General features: G+C 63.4%; 16 protein-coding genes and 2 pseudogenes. 11 read left to right on the forward strand and 7 right to left on the reverse strand.

The annotated features are described in order from the left end of the window. The first annotated feature begins 5 nt into the window (after positions 1–5). From tssF to KFB96_RS01005, 5 genes are all read left to right on the forward strand, one after another. Positions 6–1,895 (forward strand): type VI secretion system baseplate subunit TssF, encoded by a 1,890-nt coding sequence (tssF, locus tag KFB96_RS00985; protein ID WP_213458547.1) that lies wholly within the window; start codon positions 6–8, stop codon positions 1,893–1,895. Further along, positions 1,859–3,031, forward strand: coding sequence for a type VI secretion system baseplate subunit TssG (gene tssG / locus KFB96_RS00990; protein WP_213458548.1), 1,173 nt, complete (start codon positions 1,859–1,861; stop codon positions 3,029–3,031). Before tssF ends, tssG begins: the two co-directional genes overlap by 37 nt. Beyond that, the gene (gene tssH / locus KFB96_RS00995) at positions 3,028–5,835 is read left to right on the forward strand and encodes a type VI secretion system ATPase TssH (RefSeq protein WP_213458549.1); all 2,808 of its coding nucleotides are present in this window, start codon (positions 3,028–3,030) and stop codon (positions 5,833–5,835) included. The genes tssG and tssH overlap by 4 nt, the downstream gene beginning before the upstream one ends. A gap of 117 nt (positions 5,836–5,952) precedes the next feature. Next, the gene (locus tag KFB96_RS01000) at positions 5,953–7,905 is read left to right on the forward strand and encodes a type VI secretion system Vgr family protein (protein ID WP_300971215.1); all 1,953 of its coding nucleotides are present in this window, start codon (positions 5,953–5,955) and stop codon (positions 7,903–7,905) included. A 299-nt stretch (positions 7,906–8,204) separates the two neighbouring features. Next, positions 8,205–9,575, forward strand: a complete 1,371-nt coding sequence (locus KFB96_RS01005; RefSeq protein WP_213465835.1) for a hypothetical protein — start codon at positions 8,205–8,207, stop codon at positions 9,573–9,575. 124 nt (positions 9,576–9,699) lie between these two features. Here the strand turns inward: KFB96_RS01005 and KFB96_RS01010 are convergent, their stop codons facing one another. Further along, positions 9,700–9,846, reverse strand: a complete 147-nt coding sequence (locus KFB96_RS01010) for a hypothetical protein (protein ID WP_213501657.1) — start codon at positions 9,844–9,846, stop codon at positions 9,700–9,702. 39 nt (positions 9,847–9,885) lie between these two features. Further along, a complete protein-coding gene (locus tag KFB96_RS01015) occupies positions 9,886–10,212 on the reverse strand; it encodes a hypothetical protein (protein ID WP_213501659.1) in 327 nt (108 codons plus the stop codon). On the opposite strand from KFB96_RS01015, the pseudogene KFB96_RS27345 reads away from it, so the two are divergent. The 5 genes and pseudogenes from KFB96_RS27345 to KFB96_RS01035 form a co-directional block, all read left to right on the forward strand. Further along, a pseudogene (locus tag KFB96_RS27345) lies at positions 10,193–10,315 on the forward strand (DUF6531 domain-containing protein); the annotation flags it as partial. The gene KFB96_RS01015 and the pseudogene KFB96_RS27345 sit on opposite strands and share 20 nt — an antisense overlap. A gap of 47 nt (positions 10,316–10,362) precedes the next feature. Further along, positions 10,363–13,740 carry an RHS repeat-associated core domain-containing protein gene (locus tag KFB96_RS01020; protein ID WP_213501661.1) on the forward strand — a complete coding sequence of 1,126 codons (3,378 nt, stop codon included), beginning with the start codon at positions 10,363–10,365 and terminating at the stop codon, positions 13,738–13,740. Position 13,741: 1 nt separating this feature from the next. Continuing rightward, entirely contained in the window at positions 13,742–14,068 is a 327-nt protein-coding gene (locus KFB96_RS01025) for a hypothetical protein (RefSeq protein ID WP_213458553.1), read from the forward strand. Positions 14,069–14,867: 799 nt separating this feature from the next. After that, positions 14,868–15,982 (forward strand): annotated as a pseudogene (locus KFB96_RS01030) (reverse transcriptase domain-containing protein). Positions 15,983–16,246: 264 nt separating this feature from the next. Continuing rightward, positions 16,247–16,483, forward strand: coding sequence for a type II toxin-antitoxin system RelE/ParE family toxin (locus KFB96_RS01035; protein WP_213458554.1), 237 nt, complete (start codon positions 16,247–16,249; stop codon positions 16,481–16,483). Between the two features lie 282 nt (positions 16,484–16,765). Here KFB96_RS01035 and KFB96_RS01040 read toward each other — a convergent pair whose 3' ends face one another. Continuing rightward, positions 16,766–16,945 carry a hypothetical protein gene (locus KFB96_RS01040; RefSeq protein WP_213458555.1) on the reverse strand — a complete coding sequence of 60 codons (180 nt, stop codon included), beginning with the start codon at positions 16,943–16,945 and terminating at the stop codon, positions 16,766–16,768. An 11-nt stretch (positions 16,946–16,956) separates the two neighbouring features. On the opposite strand from KFB96_RS01040, the gene KFB96_RS01045 reads away from it, so the two are divergent. Further along, the gene (locus KFB96_RS01045) at positions 16,957–18,060 is read left to right on the forward strand and encodes a TIGR02270 family protein (protein WP_213458556.1); all 1,104 of its coding nucleotides are present in this window, start codon (positions 16,957–16,959) and stop codon (positions 18,058–18,060) included. 271 nt (positions 18,061–18,331) lie between these two features. Here the strand turns inward: KFB96_RS01045 and KFB96_RS27350 are convergent, their stop codons facing one another. The 4 genes from KFB96_RS27350 to KFB96_RS27355 form a co-directional block, all read right to left on the reverse strand. Then, positions 18,332–18,547: a toxin-antitoxin system HicB family antitoxin gene (locus KFB96_RS27350; protein WP_366931536.1), complete on the reverse strand. Its 216-nt coding sequence runs from the start codon at positions 18,545–18,547 to the stop codon at positions 18,332–18,334. Positions 18,548–18,652: 105 nt separating this feature from the next. Then, on the reverse strand, positions 18,653–18,925 hold the full coding sequence (locus KFB96_RS01055) for a type II toxin-antitoxin system HicA family toxin (RefSeq protein WP_300971216.1): 273 nt from the start codon (positions 18,923–18,925) through the stop codon (positions 18,653–18,655). Positions 18,926–19,102: 177 nt separating this feature from the next. Beyond that, on the reverse strand, positions 19,103–20,122 hold the full coding sequence (locus KFB96_RS01060; RefSeq protein WP_213458557.1) for an OmpA family protein: 1,020 nt from the start codon (positions 20,120–20,122) through the stop codon (positions 19,103–19,105). A gap of 67 nt (positions 20,123–20,189) precedes the next feature. After that, entirely contained in the window at positions 20,190–20,480 is a 291-nt protein-coding gene (locus tag KFB96_RS27355; protein WP_213458558.1) for a peptidoglycan-binding protein, read from the reverse strand. Positions 20,481–20,675: the final 195 nt, after the last annotated feature.

The raw sequence follows: 20,675 nt of genomic DNA on the forward strand, positions 1-20,675 counted from the left end.
ACATCATGGATCCACGTCTCCTGTCCTACTACAACCGCGAGCTGACGCATCTGCGCGAGATGGGCGGCGAGTTCGCGGCCGAATTCCCCAAGATCGCCGGACGGCTGGGTCTTTCCGGTTTCGAGTGCGCCGATCCCTATGTCGAGCGCCTGCTGGAGGGTTTTGCCTTCCTGGCCGCCCGGGTCCAGCTCAAGATCGATGCCGAGTTTCCGGCCTTCACGCAGCACCTGTTGGAGACCGTCTATCCTCACTATCTGGCGCCGACCCCATCGATGGCGGTGGTCCAGATGGAGCCGGATCTCAACGAAGGGGCGCTGGTCGAGGGAGTCGCTCTCCCGCGCGAGACGCAATTGCGCAGCACCATCGGCAAGGGCGAGCAGACCGCCTGCGAGTACCGCACGGCCCATGAGGTCCGGCTCTGGCCCCTCGAGCTGACGGAGGCGGAATACTTCACCCACATCGGGCCGGTCGCAAGGGCGGATCTGCCGGCCCTGCAACGCAGCAAGGCGGGGATCCGGCTGCGCCTGCGCATGACGGCCGGCCTGACCTTCGCGCAGCTCGCCCCGAGCCGGCCGGACCTGTTCCGTTTGGATCTCTTCCTGCAAGGGACCGACCAGATCCCGTTCGATCTCTACGCCCAGCTGCTCGGCAAAACCACGGCGGTGCTGGTCCAGCCGACGGCGCGCCCGGTGCCCTGGATCGAGGTGCTCCCGCCGAGCGTCCTGCGTCCGCTCGGCTTCGAAGAAGACGAGGCCCTCTTGCCCTATGCTCCGACATCCTTTCACGGGTATCGGCACCTGCACGAGTACTTCGCCTTTCCTGCGCGATTCCTCTTCGTGGCCATCGATGCGCTGGGGCCGATCCTGCGACGCATCGCCGCGCCCGAGGTCGATCTGATCCTGCTCTTCGATCAGACGGCCCCGTCCCTCGACGGCGTCCTCGGCGCGGGCAATTTCGCACTCCATTGCACCCCGGCCATCAACCTGTTTCCCAAGCGCTGCGACCGGATCCATCTCGGCGATGCCGGGCCGGACTATCACATCGTTCCGGACCGCACCCGCCCGATGGACTTCGAGGTCTATCGCGTCGACAGTGTGACGGGTTACGGCGCCGCGACGACGGAGATGCGCGAGTTCAGGCCCTTCTATTCCGCCACCGATATGAGCGCGCGGGATGCCGAGCGGGCCTACTACAGCGTGCACCGGGTGCCGCGCCGGCTCTCCTCGCGGCAACGCCGACAGGGGCCGCGCTCGAGCTACATCGGCAGCGAGGTCTACGTGAACCTCGTCGACAGCGGGGATGCCCCTTGGTCGAGCCAGCTTCGTCAACTTGCGGTGACCGGACTCTGCACCAACCGGGACTTGCCGCTGCAGATGCCGGTCGGGACCGGCAAGACGGATTTCTCCCTCGAGATCGGCGCGCCCGTGCAGGCGGTTCGCGTGCTGGCCGGGCCGACCCGGCCGCAGCCCTCGCATGCGCACGGCGACACCGCCTGGCGTCTCATCAGCCATCTGTCTCTGAATTATCTCTCGATCGCCGACAGCGACGGCGGGACCGGCGCGGCGGCACTCCGCGAGCTTTTGGCCCTTTACGCGGATCTCGCCAACGCCGATGTCCGTCATCAGGTCGAAGGTCTGCGCGGCGTCGCCTCCCGCCCCATCACCCGACGCCTGCCCGGCGTGCGGCCCGTCACCTATGCGCGCGGTTTGGAGATCAGTCTGCATTGCGACGAGACCGCCTTCGAGGGCACCGGGGTCTTCCTCCTGGGGTCCGTACTCGAACGCTTCTTTGCCCGCTACTGCTCGATCAACAGCTTTACCGAGACCCTACTCAAGACCGACCGTGGAGAGGTGATGCGATGGCCAGCGACGATCGGCCGCAGACCGATCCTGTGACGGCGCTCGCGGTTGGCCTTGCTCCGGGCGATCTTGCCCGACCGGGGCAGAGGGCCGGACCCGAGCCATCGGCGACGCCGAGCCCGGCGCTGCCCGAAACGGCTCGCGACCGCGCCAAGCAGGCCCTGCTCGGCGAGCTAGCGGCCGCACCTTGGCGCTTCGGTTTTTTTCACACGTTGCGTCGGCTCGAAGCCCTTCAGCCGGAGCGCCCGCGGATCGGCGCCTCGGCCCGACCCGTCGAGGATCCGATCCGTCTGGGCCAGCAGCCTTCGATGATCTTCGCACCGGCCGAGCTCGCCGCCCTGGTAAGGCCCGCGTCCGGACGGCCGGCGCGGCTCCTGGTCTACTTCTTCGGTCTGCTCGGCCCCAACGGTCCGCTGCCGCTGCATCTCACCGAGTACGCGCGCGAGCGGCAACGCAACGCCGCGGATCCGACCTTCGCGCGCTTTCTGGATGTCTTTCATCATCGGATGCTGACGCTCTTCTATCGCGGCTGGGCCCAAGCCCAGCCGGCGGTCAGCTTCGACCGCCCTACGCAGGACCGTTTCGGGACCTATCTCGGCTCCCTGGCCGGGACCGGCATGCCGGCCTATCAGGGGCGCGACGCCATGCCGGATCTGGCCAAGCGTCATTTCGCCGGGCACCTGTCCTGCCAGACGCGCCATCCGGACGGGCTGCGCGCCATGCTGGCCGAGTTTCTGCGGCTGCCGGTGCGGATCGAGGAGCTCATCGGGCATTGGCTGGTCCTGCCCCCCGATTGCCTGTTGCGCCTCGGCGAGTCGCCCGGCACGGGGGCCTTGGGACTCACCACGACGCTTGGCGGGCGGGTGTGGGATCACCAATCGAAGTTTCGCGTGTCGATCGGTCCGGTCGGCTTGGCCGATTATCTGCGGCTGCTGCCCGGCGGGGAGACCCTGCCGCGCATCAAGGCGCTGGTGCGGAACTATGTCGGGGACCAGCTCGAGTGGGATCTGAATCCGGTGCTTGCGGCCGCCGAGGTGCCGCCGCTGTGTCTCGGTAGTGGCGGTCAGCTGGGTTGGACGACCTGGCTGGCGAGCGGCCCGCTGGGTCGGGACGGCGACGATTTGAAGCTCGATCCGCACAAGCGGCTCGATTCGACGAGGAGCACACGATGACCGAGATCAGCCGCACCGCCCTCTTCGGCAAGCTCAATCCGCTGGCCTACAAGGCCATCGAAAGCGCCACCGTCTTCTGCAAGATGCGCGGCAATCCTTACGTGGAGCTGGTGCACTGGCTCAATCAGATCCTCCAGAATCAAGACTCGGACCTGCATCGGATCATCCGACAATTCGATCTGGATCCCGCCGGACTGGCGCGCGACTTCACCGAGTCCCTGGATCGACTCCCGCGCGGCTCGCGCTCCATCTCGGATCTGTCCTCCGACGTCGAGGAGGCCGTCGAGCGGGGCTGGACCTACGGGACCCTGATGTTCGGCGAGTCGCAGGTCCGCACCGGCCATCTCCTGGTCGGGATGCTCAAGACCCGCGGTCTGCGCAGCGCCCTGCTCGGGATCTCGCGCCAGTTCGACAAGATCGTCACCGATACCCTGACCGATCGATTCGCCGAAATCGTCTCGGGCTCGCCGGAGGATCGCCTGAGCGCCAGCGACGGGTTCCAGGTCGGCAGCGGCGCCGCGCCGGGAGAGACGAGCGGAGCGATAGCCCCGGCCCAGATGGGCAAGCAGGAAGCGCTCAAGCAATTCTCCATCGACCTGACCGAGCGCGCCCGCAACGGCGAGCTGGATCCCATCGTCGGTCGCGACGAGGAGATCCGCCAGATGATCGACATCCTGATGCGGCGGCGCCAGAACAACCCCATCCTGACCGGCGAGGCCGGCGTGGGTAAGACGGCCGTCGTGGAAGGCTTCGCCCTGCGCCTGGCCTCGGGAGAGGTGCCGCCACCGCTCAAGGAGGTCAGCCTGCGGACCCTGGACGTGGGCCTGCTGCAGGCCGGCGCGAGTATGAAGGGCGAGTTCGAGAACCGGCTGCGTCAGGTGATCGAAGAGGTGCAGGCATCCCCCAAACCGATCATCCTTTTTATCGACGAGGCCCATACCCTGATCGGCGCCGGCGGGACCGCCGGCACCGGCGACGCGGCCAACCTGCTCAAACCGGCGCTCGCCCGAGGGACGCTGCGCACGGTCGCCGCCACGACCTGGAGCGAGTACAAAAAATACATCGAGAAGGATCCGGCCTTGACCCGCCGCTTCCAGGTGGTCGCGATCGACGAGCCGAGCGAGGAGAAGGCGATCCTCATGGTCCGCGGGATCGCCTCGACCCTTGAGAAGCACCATCGGGTGCAGTTGCTCGACGAGGGCTTGGAGAGTGCCGTGCGACTCTCGCATCGCTATATCCCCGCGCGTCAATTGCCCGACAAAGCGGTCAGCCTGCTCGATACCGCCTGCGCGCGGGTCGCCATCAGTCAGGCGGCCGAGCCGGCCGAGGTCGAGGACTGCCGACGCCGGATCGAAGGTCTCGAGACGGAGCTGGCGATCATCGATCGCGAGACGGCGGTGGGTGTGGATACCCTGGAGCGGGCGCACGCGGCAGGCGAGAAGCTGGCCGCCGAGCGGGAACGCCTGGAGGGGCTCCAGACCCGGTGGACCGACGAAAAGGCGCTGGTTCAGCAGATCCTCGATCTGCGTGCGGAGCTTCGCGGTCATCTGGCCCCGGTCGAGGGGACAGGCAGCCCGTTGGAACAGGCGGCCGAGGCGGTCGCACCCGGCTCGGGGAAACCGGCTCCGAACGAGAGCGATGGGTCGACGCCGGATCCTGCTTCCGTTTCCGACCCCGTCGCTTCGGCTGGTCCGTCACCGCTGTCCGATGCCGAGCGTCAGTCGGCACTGGAGCGGCTGCGCGCACTCCAAGCCGAGCTGCAGACCCTGCAGGGCGAGCGTCCGCTGATCCTGCCCGGGGTCGACGCCCAAGCGGTGGCCTCGGTCGTCGCGGACTGGACCGGCATCCCGGTCGGACGCATGGTCAAGGACGAGGTGACGGCCGTGCTGAACCTGGCCGACACACTCAACAAGCGTGTCATCGGCCAACGCCATGCGCTCGAGATGATCGCCAAGCGGATTCAGACCTCGCGCGCTCGGCTCGACAACCCGGGCAAGCCGATCGGCGTCTTCCTGCTCGCCGGTCCCTCCGGTGTCGGCAAGACCGAGACCGGCCTCGCCCTCGCCGAAGCTCTCTACGGCGGCGAGCAGAACATCATCACCATCAACATGAGCGAGTTCCAGGAGGCCCACACGGTCTCCACGCTCAAGGGCGCGCCCCCCGGCTATGTCGGCTACGGCGAGGGCGGCATCCTGACCGAGGCCGTCCGACGCAAACCCTACAGTGTGGTCCTGCTCGACGAGGTCGAGAAGGCCCATCCGGACGTGCACGAGATCTTCTTCCAAGTCTTCGACAAGGGCTGGATGGAGGACGCCGAGGGGCGCTATATCGACTTCCGAAATACGCTGATTCTGCTGACGACCAACGTGGGCACGGATCTGATCATGTCGCTCTGCAAGGACCCGGATCTGATGCCGGACGTCGAGGGCATGGCCACCGCCTTGCGCCAACCCCTGCTCAAGGTCTTCCCGCCGGCGCTGCTCGGACGGCTCGTCGCCATTCCCTACTACCCGCTGAGCGACGAGATGCTCGGCGCCATCATCCGGTTGCAGTTGGGCCGCATCGTTCGGCGGATCGCAGAGAACCATCGCGCCGCGCTGACCTACGACGAGGCCGTCATCGAATTGATCGCCCGACGCTGCGCCGAGGTCGAGAGCGGCGCGCGAGTGGTGGATGCCATCCTCACCAATACGGTGCTGCCGGCCATCAGTCGTGAGCTGCTCAATCGGACCCTTGAGGGCAAAACGATCGGAAGGATTGCGATCGGATCGGGCGAGGATGGCTTCAGCTACAGTTTCGAATGAGTCAATGAGTCGCGTGGCATCGCCGGGCTGGCGTATGCCTGCGACTCGACTATAATCGGTTGGAATCTCGGTCGAGGGCCTGCAATGCCTTTAAGCCAACGTGATCGGACCCTTGCGGTGAAAACGCCGCTCGGCGAGGATGCGCTTCTGTTGCGGAGCATGACCGCAAACGAGCGCATCAGCGCCTTGTTCGAATACAGGTTGGACCTCAGCAGCGAAGACATCGATATCGCCCCCTCGGATCTGCTCGGCAAGCCGGCCACCGTCTCGCTGCGGTTGATGGATGGAAGCAAGCGATGGTTCAACGGCTGGATCAATCGTTTTTCACACGTTGGCTTCGACGGCGCCGACGCACTCTATAAAGCCACATTGGTGCCCTGGCTTTGGTTTCTTTCGCGCACGGCCGACTGTCGTATCTTTCAAGAGCAGACGGTTCCGGATATCGTCAAATCCATCTTCCGCGAGCATGGATTCACCGACTTCGAAGAGCGCCTCTCCGGGAGCTATCGGCAGTGGGTCTACTGCGTTCAGTATCGCGAGACGGACCTGAGCTTCGTCAGCCGCTTGCTGGAGCATGAGGGCATCTACTACTTCTTCGAGCACCAGGACGGCAAGCATCATCTGATTCTGGCCGACAGCTACAGCGCTCATTCAACCATCGCGGGCTACGAGGAGGTACCCTATTACCCGCCCGATGCCGATTCGCTGCGCGAGCGTGACCACATCAACACCTGGTCGATCGAGCAACAGGTTCGTCCCGGCGCCTTCGCCAATACCTCCTTCGACTTCACTGCACCGCGCAAGAATCTGCTCGCAACTCGAAGCAGCCCCAAGCCACACGAGCTCGCCGATTACGAGGTCTTCGATTATCCGGGCAATTATGTTGAAGCCGGCGACAGCGAAACCTATGCGCGGGTGCGGATGGAGGAGGCTCAGGCCATACATGAGATTGCCAAAGCGCGAGGCACCGCCCGTGGACTTGCCCCCGGGGCGCTCTTCTCGCTGACCGGGCACCGGCGCGAGGATCAGAACCGAGAGTATCTCATCCTCTCGGCCGATTATCGCCTCAGGTCCGACGAATTCGGGTCCTTTGAGTCGAACCCGGCCGAGCCGGTCTTCGCGAGCAGCCTGACCGTCATGGATGCGCAAACCCCTTTCCGCCCGGCACGCGAGACCCCGAAGCCGGTCGTCCAGGGACCGCAGACGGCAATCGTCGTCGGTACGGCCGGGGAGGAAATCTGGACAGATCAATACGGTCGGGTCAAGATCCAGTTCCATTGGGATCGCTACGGGAAGCAGGACGAAAACAGCTCATGTTGGGTACGGGTGTCACATCCCTGGGCCGGCAAGAACTGGGGCGCGGTCGCCATACCGCGGATCGGCCAGGAAGTTATCGTCGAGTTCCTGGAAGGCGACCCGGACCAGCCGATCATTACCGGCCGCGTCTACAATGGGGACTGCATGCCCCCCTATGGCCTTCCCGATAGCGCCGTGATTAGTGGGCTCAAATCCAACAGCACGAAGGGCGGGGCGGGCTACAATGAAATGATCATGGACGACACCAAGGGAAATGAGCTCATCCGTATCCACGGCCAATACGACATGAGCACGACCATCCAGCACGACCAAACCGACGTGATACACAACAAGCGGACCACCACCGTGGGCGTGGACGACACTGAGACAATCGGGAGCAATCAGGCGATCACCGTAGGGAGTGATCAGACCACTTCTGTGGGTTCCAACCAGAAGCTGGAGGTCGGCTCTGACCAGACGAACCTCATCGGCGCCATCCAGAAGACCGATGTCGGGGCCAATCAGGTTACGAACGTGGGCGGCAGTCGCACGCTCGAGGTCCAGGGTGACCGGAGCAGCGACGTTATCGGGAACGATCAGGTCACCGTGGGCGGAAATCAGACCATCTCCGTTGCCGGGTCTATCGAGATCACATCGTCCACCAAGATCACCCTGTCCGCCGCTGGCTCCATCATCGAGATCGGGCCTGCGGGGATCACGATCCAGTCCGCAGCTCTGGTTACGGTCATGGGGGCCACGATCAAGCTCAATTAAACCGCGCCCGGTGCGGTATGTGATGTTTTTGGATGGGATCTCCCCCGGCAGATTCGACGATTGTTGGAGCGGGCGCGGTTTAAAGTATTAAAAATCCTAAATTCTAAACCGCGTCTCACTGGGATCGAGGATATCTCCGAAGCTAAACGAACAATGAAAACGACGCATGTCGCTCTGGACGCGGTTTAGCCTGGTTGATTAACGCTAATCTCGACTGCGTGGCTTGGCTTGGCTCGGGTACGGGCCGCCACCAGCGTAGTTCCCAGTCTAACCGCAATAGTCTATGCCGGCTTGCGGGTATGAATGACGCGTGGCGGTTGCCTCTACTGAGTAGCCAGCGAGCGAATATTTTCACGACGGCCAAGCAGACACCAATGGCAAACGCGATCGAGCGACGACTGGAGCAGGTGCGGGCCATCTGGAATGGCTTCGCGACCGATCCCGAGGCGCGACTCCTCATCTGGCGCTGTGATCTCGATGAGCGGCGTATGATTGACATGCTCGTCGAGCTTGAGACAGAGCCAGCCGGCGCAGCCACTCCAGACGTATTCCTGACTCTGCGCAGTGCCTTCCTCAAACCCGAGGAACACGCCAAGACGCTGCTCCAAGAACTGACCGATCAGTTCGACCGCTCGCGCCAGGATCTAATCGCGGCAAACCTCAACGCGGACTGGCAGCCACCCGATCCAGCTCAACCCGACGGCGTTCGGTTGCTTAAGGCCCTCGACTCCTTCCACCGGTTTTACGCGGACGGCATGGAGCTCCTCGCCATTTACCTGTCACCGGAACGCATTGCAGACCCTGCAGGCTGGCGCCAGTGGCTGGAGCGGTTGGCGCGCGTAGACCTGAATGCGTCGATCCGGTTCATGGTGACCGACGCGCTTGACACGCCGCTCCTTGACGGCCTGCAAACATCCGCGCCAGACCGTGTGCGCTCCGTCGAGCCGGCACTCGACATGAGCGCAGCGGTCGAGGAGCTGGCCCGCAGTGAGGGCGCCGACGGCCCCGCCAAGACGTTGCGCTGTGGCCTCGCCGCCGTGGCGAGCGCCGCCGCCAAGAAGAATCCGCGGGCCGCCGAGAAGGCCGCGGCCGGCGCCCTGGCCGTTGCGAAGACGCAGGGCTGGGTCGATCAGGAGGTCGTGATCCACATGGCGCTTGGCGCGGCGCGGATTGGGGCGGGCGAGATCGATAAGTCGGCCGATAGCTATCGGGACGCAATCGTCGCAGCGCGCCGAGCGACAGAGGCCGCACACCCGGCCGGCGCCAAGCTCGAGGTGGCCACCGGAATGGGCCTTGGCAGCGCCCTCGTCGCCGGATCGCGCTGGCCCGAGGCCGCCCGCGTCTACGAGGCGGTGACGCCGCTCGCCGAGAAGGCACATGACGCGACCATGAAACTCGAGAGCCTGCGCATGGCCGCCTGGTGTCACGAGCAGGCCACGGCGGATGCCGATGCCTGGCGTTGCGGCTTGCGGGCCCTCGCAGCGGGCGAGGCCATGCCCGCCGAGCAGCGCGCGAGCTCGACCCTGCCCTGGGTCGGACAGAGCCTACTGCGTCTCGTCGGCCGGCAAGTGAGCCCCGGCGAGCAGGAGGCACAGCTGCGAGCGCGCCTTGATACCGCCATGGGCGAGGGCTGGGAAGGGCGACTAGAGCCAGGGGCCGCCACCTCATGATGCCCGCAGCCAAGCATTTCGATCCCGTCATCGGGGTCGATATACACATCATTCAGCCGCCCGGGCCGGTTCCGCCGGTGCCGGTGCCCCATCCCTATGTCGGGATCGTGTTCGACCCGTTCGACTACGCACCGATCATCGGCGCCACCGTCAAGGTCAACGCGATGAACCGGGCGATCGCCGGAACGATGGGCAAGGCGATCCCCCCGCACATCCCGATCGGCGGCGTCTTCGTGCCACCCCCGCCGGCAAACGAGGATGAGAACTTCATGGGCAGCGCCACCGTCGAGTTCGACGGTGACGCGGCAACCTATATGGCTCTGCCCGCCCTGTCCTGCCAGTCGATCGGCATGCCGCCCCCGCCCAGGCTCAACCCGAAGCGCAAGGGCGGGACCAAAACACTCGTCTTGCCGACGTCTGTCGTGCTCCCGATCCCCGCCGGTCCGCCGGTGCTGATCGGCGGCCCACCGACGATCTCGCTCATGTCCATGGCCATGCACCTCGTCGGGCCGGTGATGAAGGCGCTGGGAAAGACGGGGCTGGGCCGAGCCGCGCGCGGGGCGGCGAGCGCGCTCGCCGACAAGGCCAAGGGCGCTTGGCGGGCGACCTTCAAGAACATGCCGCCGGGATTTCTCAAGTGCACGGTCCTGAAGGCCGAGCCGGTCGACGTGCGCACCGGCGAAGTGGCCGTCGATCAGCTCGACATCGATCTGCCCGGACGGATTCCCATCCAGTGGACCCGCCATTACGGATCGAATAGCCAACGCATGGGCGCCTGCGGTCGCGGGTGGGAGACCCCGCCGACGCGCGGCTCGAAGTGCTCGCCGACGGTTCCATCGGCTTCTTCGACGGAACCGGGGCGGGGTGCCGATTCGAGCACCTGCCGGAGTCCGAGCCGGTGCGCGACGCCGTCGACGGGTGGACGCTCCTCCGACTCGAAAGGCACTTCGCCGTCCGCAAGAAGGGTGGACTCACGTGGTATTTCCCGCTCCAGAGGGGCGATTGGCGGGAGATCCTCGTCGATGCCATTGTCGACGCGTGCCGCAACTCCCTGCATTTCATCCGCGGTCCCGAGGGTCTCGCGCAGGTCGTCGAGAGCGCCGGTCGACGCCTGGATGTCACGAGCAAGGGCGGGCTCGTCGAGCGGATCGCCCTGCACCACCCGGACTTCCCTGAACAGCGCACCCTCGCTCGATACGCGTACGACGAGAACGGCAGTCTCACCCACGTCTACGATGCCCTCGACAACCCTTATACCTTCGGCTGGCACGCGGACGGCCGCCTCGCCCAACACACCAACCGCACGGGCCTCACCTTTTACTACGAATACGACGCCGCCGGCCGTTGCGTGCACGCCTGGGGCGACGGCGGTCTCTATGACTACCATTTCCAGTTCGACCCCGCAGGACTCTGGACCAACTATACCGACAGTCTCGGCCAGCGCTGGTCGGTCGAGATGGACGAGTTGGGGCAGATCGTCCGCGAGACGGATCCCCTTGGCGGGGTGACGAGCTACACCTACGACCCGGCGGGTCGAACGACGAGCGTAACAGACCCGGCCGGGCGAACGACGGCCTACGGCTATGATGAGCGGGGGAACCTCATCACCCTGACCCGTCCCGACGGCAAGGCCATCGTCACCGAGTTCAACGCCGCCGATAAAGCGGTTCGCATCACCGACCCGAACGGGGCGACCTGGGGCCAGGAATGGGACAGCCGGGATCTCCTGACGATGCAGGTGACCCCCCTTGGCGCCGAGTCGCACTACCACTACGACACACAAGGCCAACTCGTCGCCTTCGTCAATCCCCGAGGCGCGCGCACCGGCCTCGCTTTCGACGCCGTTGGCAACCTCACGCGCCTTACGGATGCCCTGAACCACGCGACTCACTTCGCCTACGACGCCCTCGGCAACATCACAGCAAAATCCGATCCCCTGAGGCAACAAACCCAGTACGCCTACGACCTAAAGGGCCGGCTTACGCGCACGGTGCTTCCGAGCGGCGCCAGCATTGCATGTGATTACGACCCCGAGGACAACCTCACCCAGTACACCGACGAGAACCGGGCCCGGACCCGGCTGGAATACTTCGGTCTGGGGGAAATCCAGCGTCGCATCCAGCCCGACGGCCACAAGGTCGAGTATCACTATGACAGCGAGGAGCGCCTGGTCGGCGTGACCAACCAGCGCGGTGAAACCTACCACCTCGGGCGCGATGCGCTGGGCCGCATCGTCGAGGAGGTGGACTACTGGGGGCAGGCGCGGCGCTATGCCTACGACGCGAGCGGCCACCTGACCTCGTCCACCGATCCGCTCGGGCGCACCATCCGATACGCCACCGATCCCTTGGGTCGCATCCTCAAAAAAACCCTGCCCGATGGCTTCGTCGAGACCTTTGCCTACGACGCGAACGGCAACCTGGTCGAGACCGCGAACGCACATGCCGCCATCAAGCGCCAATTCGACGCCGAGGGCCGCCTGACGGAGGAGTCGCAGGGGGCCTTTTCGATCAAGAACAGCTACGACGCCACCGGAAATCGGGTCGCACGCGAGACTAGCCTGGGCAATGCGGTTGCTTATGAGTTCGATGCGCTCGATCAGGCCGTGGCCCTGCGCATCAATCAGGACGAGCCGATCCGCATCGAGCGGGATGCCGCCGGCAGGATTGCTCGCGAGCAACTCAGCCCGCACCTCTCGCGCCAGTTCGGCTACAGCGCCGACGGCTATCTCACGGAGCAGGCTGTCTCGGCCAATGGGTCGCCGATATTCGCCACGCGCTTCGAATACGATGCGGCGGGCAACCTCACCCAGCGCAGCGACAGCCAGTATGGCGTCGATGTTTATCGTTATGATCCACTGGGTCGGATTACCGAGCACCTTGACCCGCAGCGGCGGATTACCCGCTATCTTAATGATCCGGCGGGTGATCGGTTGCGGACGCGGATTGTCGAAGGGACGCGCCAGCGCATTGTGGGCGGTGGCGTGGTGGAGGGGGAGTGGAGCCGGGAGGGCGAGTATGAGGGGACTTACTACCGATTTGATCGGGCCGGGAATTTGGCTGAGCGGCGGGATGGGGAGCGGGATTTGCGCTTGGTGTGGGATGCCAATCAGCGACTCATCGAGAGCTATGGTAATGGGACGGTGACCCGCTATGGATACGATCCCCTCGGTCGGCGGCTTTTCAAGGAGACCGGGGAGAATCGCTCGCTGTTCTACTGGGATGGCGATGCGTTGGTAGGGGAGTCGGTTGTTGCACTCAACCGGCCGAAGGAACCTATGCCCGCAGTCGCGGGCAACGTCGTCGCCATTGCCGAGCGGCGAGAGAACGCCCAAGCGGCAGTTCCGCAGAAGGCGCGGGAATACGTCTATTATCCGGAGACTTTTGAGCCATTAGCTCTAGTTGAGGGCGCGGGAACTGTCCGACACGTCTACCACTATCACAACGATCCGAATGGTTGTCCGACCGGCTTGACAGATGCTGGCGGCGAGGTGAAGTGGGGGGCAATCTATACGGCATGGGGGAAGATTTCGAAACTACATGCCAACGGGGTCGAGAATCCGATACGGTTGCAGGGGCAATACTCCGACGCAGAAACCGGTTTGCACTACAACCGATACCGTTTTGATGATCCGGTTTTGGGATGCTTCGTATCCCAGGACCCGCTCAGAATGATGGTTGGCCCAAACCTTTATTGGTACGCTGGGAGCAGGTTCTTTCTAGCGGACCCTGTCGGGCTATCCTGCACCGTCGACGCCAATGCTAACCGATGGCGCAACCGGCAGACCGGGCGTTTCCAGGCCGCGCCGACCGATATCTCAGACCTTGTTCACAACGGGCGTATCGATTATAACGATGTGCAGGCTTTTGCGGCCCACCATGGTCTTCCCAACAACTGGGTGCCGTCTGCCAATTTCCCAGCAGGCGGCTTTAGGCACCAGACTACGACAGCCACGCATAATATGTCGATCCACGGGCATGGCGTCAATCCGAACGCCGTCGCCAACTTCCCCGGTTCCAACGCCGCTACGGGCCCGACCGCCTCAATTCGCAGGCAGCCGATCGGAGGTGGGCCAGCCGAGAACTTTCGGACCAGCGGCACCTGGGGCTCCTTCGGCTCCGACCCGAATGGTGCCCACATTCCGATGGATAATTCGCCGTACTGACATGAACCTGCAGCTCGAAGACATCCTAGTATCGCTCCATAGCATGCCCACTATCATGTCTGTGACACAGGAGCTAGAGATCCTGCAGCGCCTGCGCGGTTGCGACGACCAAGCGTTGATCAGCAGGCTCGACTTACTGCAGGAGATCCTCTCGGTCATCGAAGAATCCCATTCGGGGGGGGGTATCTTCGAAGTGAACGATAGCAACTATGCACAATTCGTAGCCGCAGCCGATTGGCTGGAGCGGCTATCGAAGCAGCACAGGCCAAGCCAGCACCGAGCTATGATCTCCGGTGTCGCCACAACATTGCGAACACGCTTCAGTTAAGGAATGAGCGTACAAACAAGGAGCGTAATGGGGCGTAATGGGGGACAGTGCGGTGGGTTCAGGGGACAGTGCGGCCTGGCAAGGCCGCGTGTTCTAGCGGGTGGGAATCCCGCCTGGGTAATCGTGCGCCGCGAGCCCAGTATCGAGCCTTGCGGCGTGGACGGCAACGGACACGTCGATGCGTAGGCACGAAAGCAGGCGAGGTGCAAAGGTAACGGGTGGAGCCGACCTTGAAGGTGTTGAGCCCCGTAAAGAACAGTCGGGAGTGCCGACGGGTTTGTCCCTCCGGCAGGCAACAATCCGTGCTGCGCGATGGCGAGCGGTACGGATACTCCCAGGGTCCGAGGCCGTATCGAGCCTGACATGGAGAACACGTGGTAACCAGGGAGATCCACGTATCGGTCCGCCGGAGGCGGGCACCCGTGAACAAGTGTAGAAAGCGAGGACACGGACGGTGGTGCGTGGAAGTCGGAGCCATCCATACGAGCGATGACGCCCGGTAATGCGGGTCGAGCAAAGGGGTGGCGGTTTGAGACAACGCGAAAGCGACACACGGCCCTACGCCGAGAGGATTCTGTCCGTGACAACCAAACTTGAGCGTTTCACACTGATGGCGCGCGAGCAACTGCGAGAGCGGTTCAATTCTCTGATGGGGTTGTTGTTCGACCCCGAGGGCTTGCGCGAAAGCTTCGAGCGACAGAAAGGAAACAAGGCGCCCGGAGTCGATGGGGTAAGAAAAGACGACTACGGAAAGGACCTGGACGCGCAACTGGACGACCTGTCGGCGCGGATACGCCGAATGGGCTACCGGCCGCAACCGGTGCGGCGCAGCTACATTCCCAAGGGGGATGGACGCTACCGTCCGCTGGGTGTGCCGAGCTTCGAGGACCGATTGGTGCAGGATCGGCTCAGCCGCCTCCTGCAAGCCATCTGGGAGCCGGAATTTTGCGACTGCTCGTATGGCTTTCGTCCCGGTCGTAGCGCGCACGATGCGTTGCGGCGGGTCGCGGAGGTCATCACCAACGCAGAAACGCAATGGGTGGTTGAGGCCGACATCAAAGGCTTCTTCGATCATCTCTCGCATGCCCATTTACTGCGCTTCCTGGAGCACCGCATCGCCGATCCCAATCTTCTGCGGATCGTGCGGCGCTTCCTGAAGGCCGGCGTCATGGAAGACGGCGCATTCACGGCCAGCGACGAGGGTGCCCCGCAAGGGGTTTGGTCTCGCCCGTGCTCAGCAATATCTACCTGCACTACGTGCTCGACCTGTGGTTCGAGAAACGTTTCGCCAGGGGCTGTGCCGGCAAAGCCTACCTGATCCGCTACGCCGACGACTATGTCGCCTGCTTCGAGTACGAGGCCGATGCCAACGCCTTCCTGGCCGCCATGACCGAACGACTGGCGTCCTTCGACCTGGAAGTCGAACCGAGCAAAACCGCGCTGTTACGCTTCGGCAGCCACGCCCTTGGGCAACGTGCCGACACCGCGGCAGGATCGCGCACCTTCAGCTTCCTCGGCTTCACCCACTATGTGGGCCGTAGTCGTCGGGGCCGGTTCGTGGTCGGGCGCAAGACCGACGGCAAGCGCATGGCCAAGAAGCTCAAACTGTTGAACGAGCGACTACGCGGCCTGCGCACGCAGGGCGGGGCGGCCATGCTGGCCTACCTCGTGCGCCACCTGCGCGGGCATCTCCAGTACTACGGGGTGAGCGGCAACGGCCGCGCCTTGGCGAGTTACATCCACTTCGCCGGCGGCCTGCTGTTTAAGTGGCTAAACCGCCGCAGTCAGCGCCGCTCGTTGACCTGGAAGCGCTTCAGCGCCGCCATTCGCCCCCTGCTGCCGCGTGCTCGGATCATCCATGATCTCTACCCCGTCCCTTGGTGGATGACTCAAGCTGGGAGCCGGATGGTGTAACACTCCAAGTCCGGTTCTGCGAGGAGCCGGGAACGAACCGTCGTATGGCCGAGATCATGTGGCACCGCCGGGAAACCAGGCGGCAAACCGAGAACACAAACATCAGCCTAACCGACGGCAAGAACCCGGCTTACTCTCCGTTTACTCAATTCTGGAATCAATTCGAGGAAACTAATGATCTCCTAACGAGGCGCTTCGGCCAAGAACGGCGGAAGCGCAGGTATTACCCCATATCAGGTCTGTTCAATAGCAAACGAGCCCACCATGAAGGTCGAACTAAAGCCACAGGCAATAAAGGATATGTGTGGCCTTGAGAAACCAGACGCTGCTCGTATTGCCAAGAAGCTCAGCGGACTGGAACGCGGGCTGACCGGAGACATAAAGCGCCTCACCAACTTCACGCCGGAGTATCGTCTGCGCGCTAATAACTATAGGGTGCTTTTCGAGGTCGAAGACGCTACAGTCGTCGTGGAGCGCGTGATGCACCGAGAGCACGGTTAAGCAAAGAGGTGATTGGTGAACTTGCATCCTCAGTTTATAGGGAAAGAGGGTTCTGAAGAATACGTGGTCCTTCCCATCGAGGAGTTTCGCGCAGTGGCGGAAGCTCTCGAAGACTATCAGGATTTGCAGGATCTCCGTAGCGCTAAGGACGCTGAGGCTACTAAAGGCTCGACTTCGTTGGCCGACGTCGTAACTCAACTGCGTCTCGGCGAGTATCAGTAGGGGAATGACAACGATGACGTCCGCCAATAATGAAAGACCAGCCCGGTGTCGCGGCCCATGTTAACCAGCTCCCGCCAACCCATCCTGCCGGTCATCCAACAGCACGCCGAGGAATCGGCGATCCTGCGCCATACCCGTTCGGTGCTGGTGCGGGCACCGCACGTCAAGCTTCTCCACTTGGCGCGTCTCGACGAGCGTATCGCCGCGCATCTGGACGGAGTGGCGGTGGCCGGTGATCATGGCTCCCGACTTTGCGAGGCGGCGCTCGAGACGCCGGGGCCGGGGAGGTCTTCGCGGCTGCGGTCAGTGCGATCGGGAGCAAAGACAAGGGGCGCATCGATCGTCTTTTCGCACTTGCCGAGACCCTAGCGGACGCGCGCCGCGGATTGATCTCCGCCTTCGGATGGGTATCGGCCCAAGACCTCCAAGGCATCGTCGCGGAGCTTCTGGCGTCCGAGGAGCCCATTCGCCGAGAGGTCGGCATTGCCGCCTGCATCATGCACCGTCTCGACCCGGGTGCGACGCTCGCCCACGCGATCGAGAATCCCGATCCGAGGCTACGTGCCCGCGCCTTGCGTGCCGCCGGGGAGGCTGGCCGACGCGATCTGGTCTATGTCTGTCTGGGAGGTTTGCAGGACGCGGATCCATGCGCGCGCTTCTGGGCTGCGGTGTCGTCGCTGCTGCTCGGGAATCGGGACCGTTCCTCGGATGTTCTGGCGGATCTCGCGGACAAACCAGGTCCCTTCCGCGCACCCGCTCTGGAGTTGTGGCTTAAGGCAGTCGATCTGCCGAGCGGTCATCGTCTTCTCCAATCGATGGCCAATGATCCCGCCAATCAGCGCCTGCTGATCCGCGGGGCTGGGGTGGCCGGCCAGATGCACTACATCCCCTGGCTCATCAGGCTCATGTCCGACGATGTGACCGCCCGCTTGGCGGGCGAATCCTTCTCCACGATCACCGGTCTTGATCTGGCTTGGCTCGATTTCGAGCGCAATCCACCCGGAGACTTTGAGCCGGGTCCCACCGACGACCCCGATGACCCGAATGTCGATCTGGATCCCGACGACAGCCTCCCTTGGCCGGACCAGGCCAAGATCCAGGCATGGTGGGGTGGGACGCCAACGGGTAGCGCCTCCACCAGGGCACACGCTATTTCATGGGCGAGCAGGTTGGCCTTGAACATTGCCGGCGTGTGCTCCGCGAGGGCTACCAGCGCCAGCGGCGCGCCGTCGCCGAGTATCTGTGCCTGCTGTCTCCGGGCACGCCGCTCTTCCCGATCGCCGCGCCGGCCTGGCGCCAAACCCGCTGGCTCGCGGCCAGCGAGAACAGCCGTGCTCAAATTCCGTGAGCATTAAGCCACCAATGGATTGCCGTGAACGGTCCTTTTGAAGGGCTTTTCGATGTTGGCGTTGACGAAGGCGATAAAATCCACTCGGGACAGAGCTGTTCCCGGAGCAGCCGGCATGGCTGCCGCTGGCGCGTGCGATGGATAGGTCGCGATTCGACGAGGGGGCGCTTGCCGAAGTGCGACGTTCAAAACCGAAGCTTTTCGAGCGGGCGATTGCCTACAAGTCCTTCAGGTCTTCCGGGCGTGCACAGTCGGGATGCTTATTCCCGGGAATTACCTTAACACTTGGCAAGCTGATCGTTCACCATCCTGTTCAGGCTGACGTTGGCCTCCGCCGCTCGGATGGCGAGACGGCGGTGCAGTTCCGGCGTGATACGAACTTGGAACCGTCCGGAGTAGTGCCGATCTGCGATCGGCTTGGGGGCGTTTCTCCGCTGTCTTCCATGTCCGAGATGACGTCCGCGACGAGCGCGACAATCCCCTGTAGAGCTGATACCTGGTTTTCATCCAGGTGGGAGAGGCTCGGGAGCTCGGCGCAGAGTCCAATGAACTCCTGATCCTCTTCGGACCAAACGACACGATAGGCGTAGTGTTTAGCGTCAACCATTTTCGATCTTCTCGATGGCGGCAAGGATCTGCTTAACCTGATAGGGCTTGGATTTTCCGCTCTTGTCTTGGATGTTGACGCGTGGATCGCCGAGCCAGGGTGTCTTGAAAATCAGGTGGCTGCCTGATTGGCGTGGCTGGCCGAAGTAGTGCTCGCAGAGCTTCGCCAGTTCTCGAAAGGCGACACCGCTCGGATTGCGAGGCCAGGCGACCCGTGACGGCAGGTCCGGCCTATTTATAGCTGCCCCTTTCGTTTGGCGGTGCACCACCATCCGATCCATGGTCACGGTAGCCGGCCGATGAGCTGCGCTTATTTGCCCTCGGTGTTGAGGTTAGGGCAGGGGAGGATGGGTTTCGCTGCGCTTTACCCATCCTACGGTGCCTATCGCCTGGTCTGGGGTCGGAGCGCGGTGAATCGGTCGGAACGGCATGGGTCAAAGCTGCTATTTCGCGACCATCTCCACCCGCCGGTTCGTGGCGCGTCCGTCCTCGGTTGTGTTGGCCGCGACGGGGGACAAGCTGGCCACGCCCATGGGCGTGAGTCGGTCCGGGGTGATCTGGAAGTCGGTCGCCAATGCCTGCACCACAGCGTTTGCGCGTCGCTTCGAGAGGTCCATGTTGTAATCGAGACCGCCTGCGTTGTCGGTATGTCCGACGATGTAGACGCCGAGGTCGGGCTGTGCGCGCAACAGCTTCGCCATTTCAGACAGTTGTGGCTCGGATTCGGGACGGATCGTCGCCTGGTCGAAGTCGAAGTAGATGCCGTAGAGGGCGATCCGTCCCGTGTCGGACAGGCCGCGGTCCAACTCGGCAGCATCCAGCAGGATCATGCGGTCCTGCATCGGCGTGGTCAGAACCTCCTCCAGGAAGATGGCGACCCGCTTGCCGGCAGCGGGCTCGACATAGTTGTCCTGATAGGCGGCGAAGATGAAGAGATAGGCATCCGTGTCGCCCCCGGTCCGCTTGGCGACCAAGGCTTGCGGATCCTGCACGGATGCTCCTGAATACACGTTCTTGAGCATGTTGTTGTCGGTCAGCTTCTTGCCATGGGTCTCGTCGACATAAAAATCCGCGATCTTAGCGCCGCAGTCTCGAAACCCCGAGCATTGGAAGATGGGTTGATAGTCGAGTCCCTCGAGGGATTGCCGGTAATTCCGGATGACCTCGAGTGCGCTTGCGTCGTGAGGGGCGAGATAGAGGATGCGGGTACGCCGCCCCTCGAGATCGAGCGAATCGCGCCAGAAGCGAACGGCGGGATCGGGATCCCACTGGCCGGTCGGGATGTCGCTTCGGTCAAACTCGCTGAAGCGGTAACCGATGATGACGGTGTCCGCAAAGCGTGGGATGCCGGCGAGGTCGCTTGATCCCGGTAGGTCTTTGGTCAGGTCTCGAGTCCAGGTGGGTTCCGCCATCGTCGAGATCAAGCAGACGAGTAGAATCGAAAAGAAACTGTTGCCGCGCATGTGGACCTTACTCCCCGATTAAAGATGCAAGCCATTGTATCCTCGTGGGTGAGATCCGGCGCCGAGACTAGAATCCGCCGGATTCCGGAACCGGCGCCAAGGCTGCCGAGGGCCGCTTCCTGATCGGTGGCGGGCCAGCCTCGAGTGAGCCCCAAGTCAAGGGGCCGACGACGCCGTCGCGCTCCAGTCGATGGAACCCTTGGTAATGTCGAACCGCAGCGTCGGTTTTCGGGCCGAAGATGCCGTCGACCCACAGGCATCCCTGTCCATGCAGCCGGGCGTTCAGCAGGTTTTGGCAATAGGTGACATAGGGGCCGCGACTCCCTGACTTGATTGTTGGTAAGCCTTGAGCAGACATTGGTGGTTCCTCTGCAGTCGGGAAACCTCGTCCGAGTCATCACGGTGGCGGGCAGCTCGAACCGTGCGATCCGTGAAGGGCTGTCCATTCGACGGTGGGCCTCAATACCCTAAGAATAGCACTGATTTTCCGGATGCCGATTCAATCAACCAGGCTCGACTGAAGTTCGGTCGGTACCGTTCATGTGTTCTTTGC

The sequence above is a fragment of the Thiocapsa sp. genome (assembly GCF_018399035.1).
GTDB lineage: Bacteria > Pseudomonadota > Gammaproteobacteria > Chromatiales > Chromatiaceae > Thiocapsa.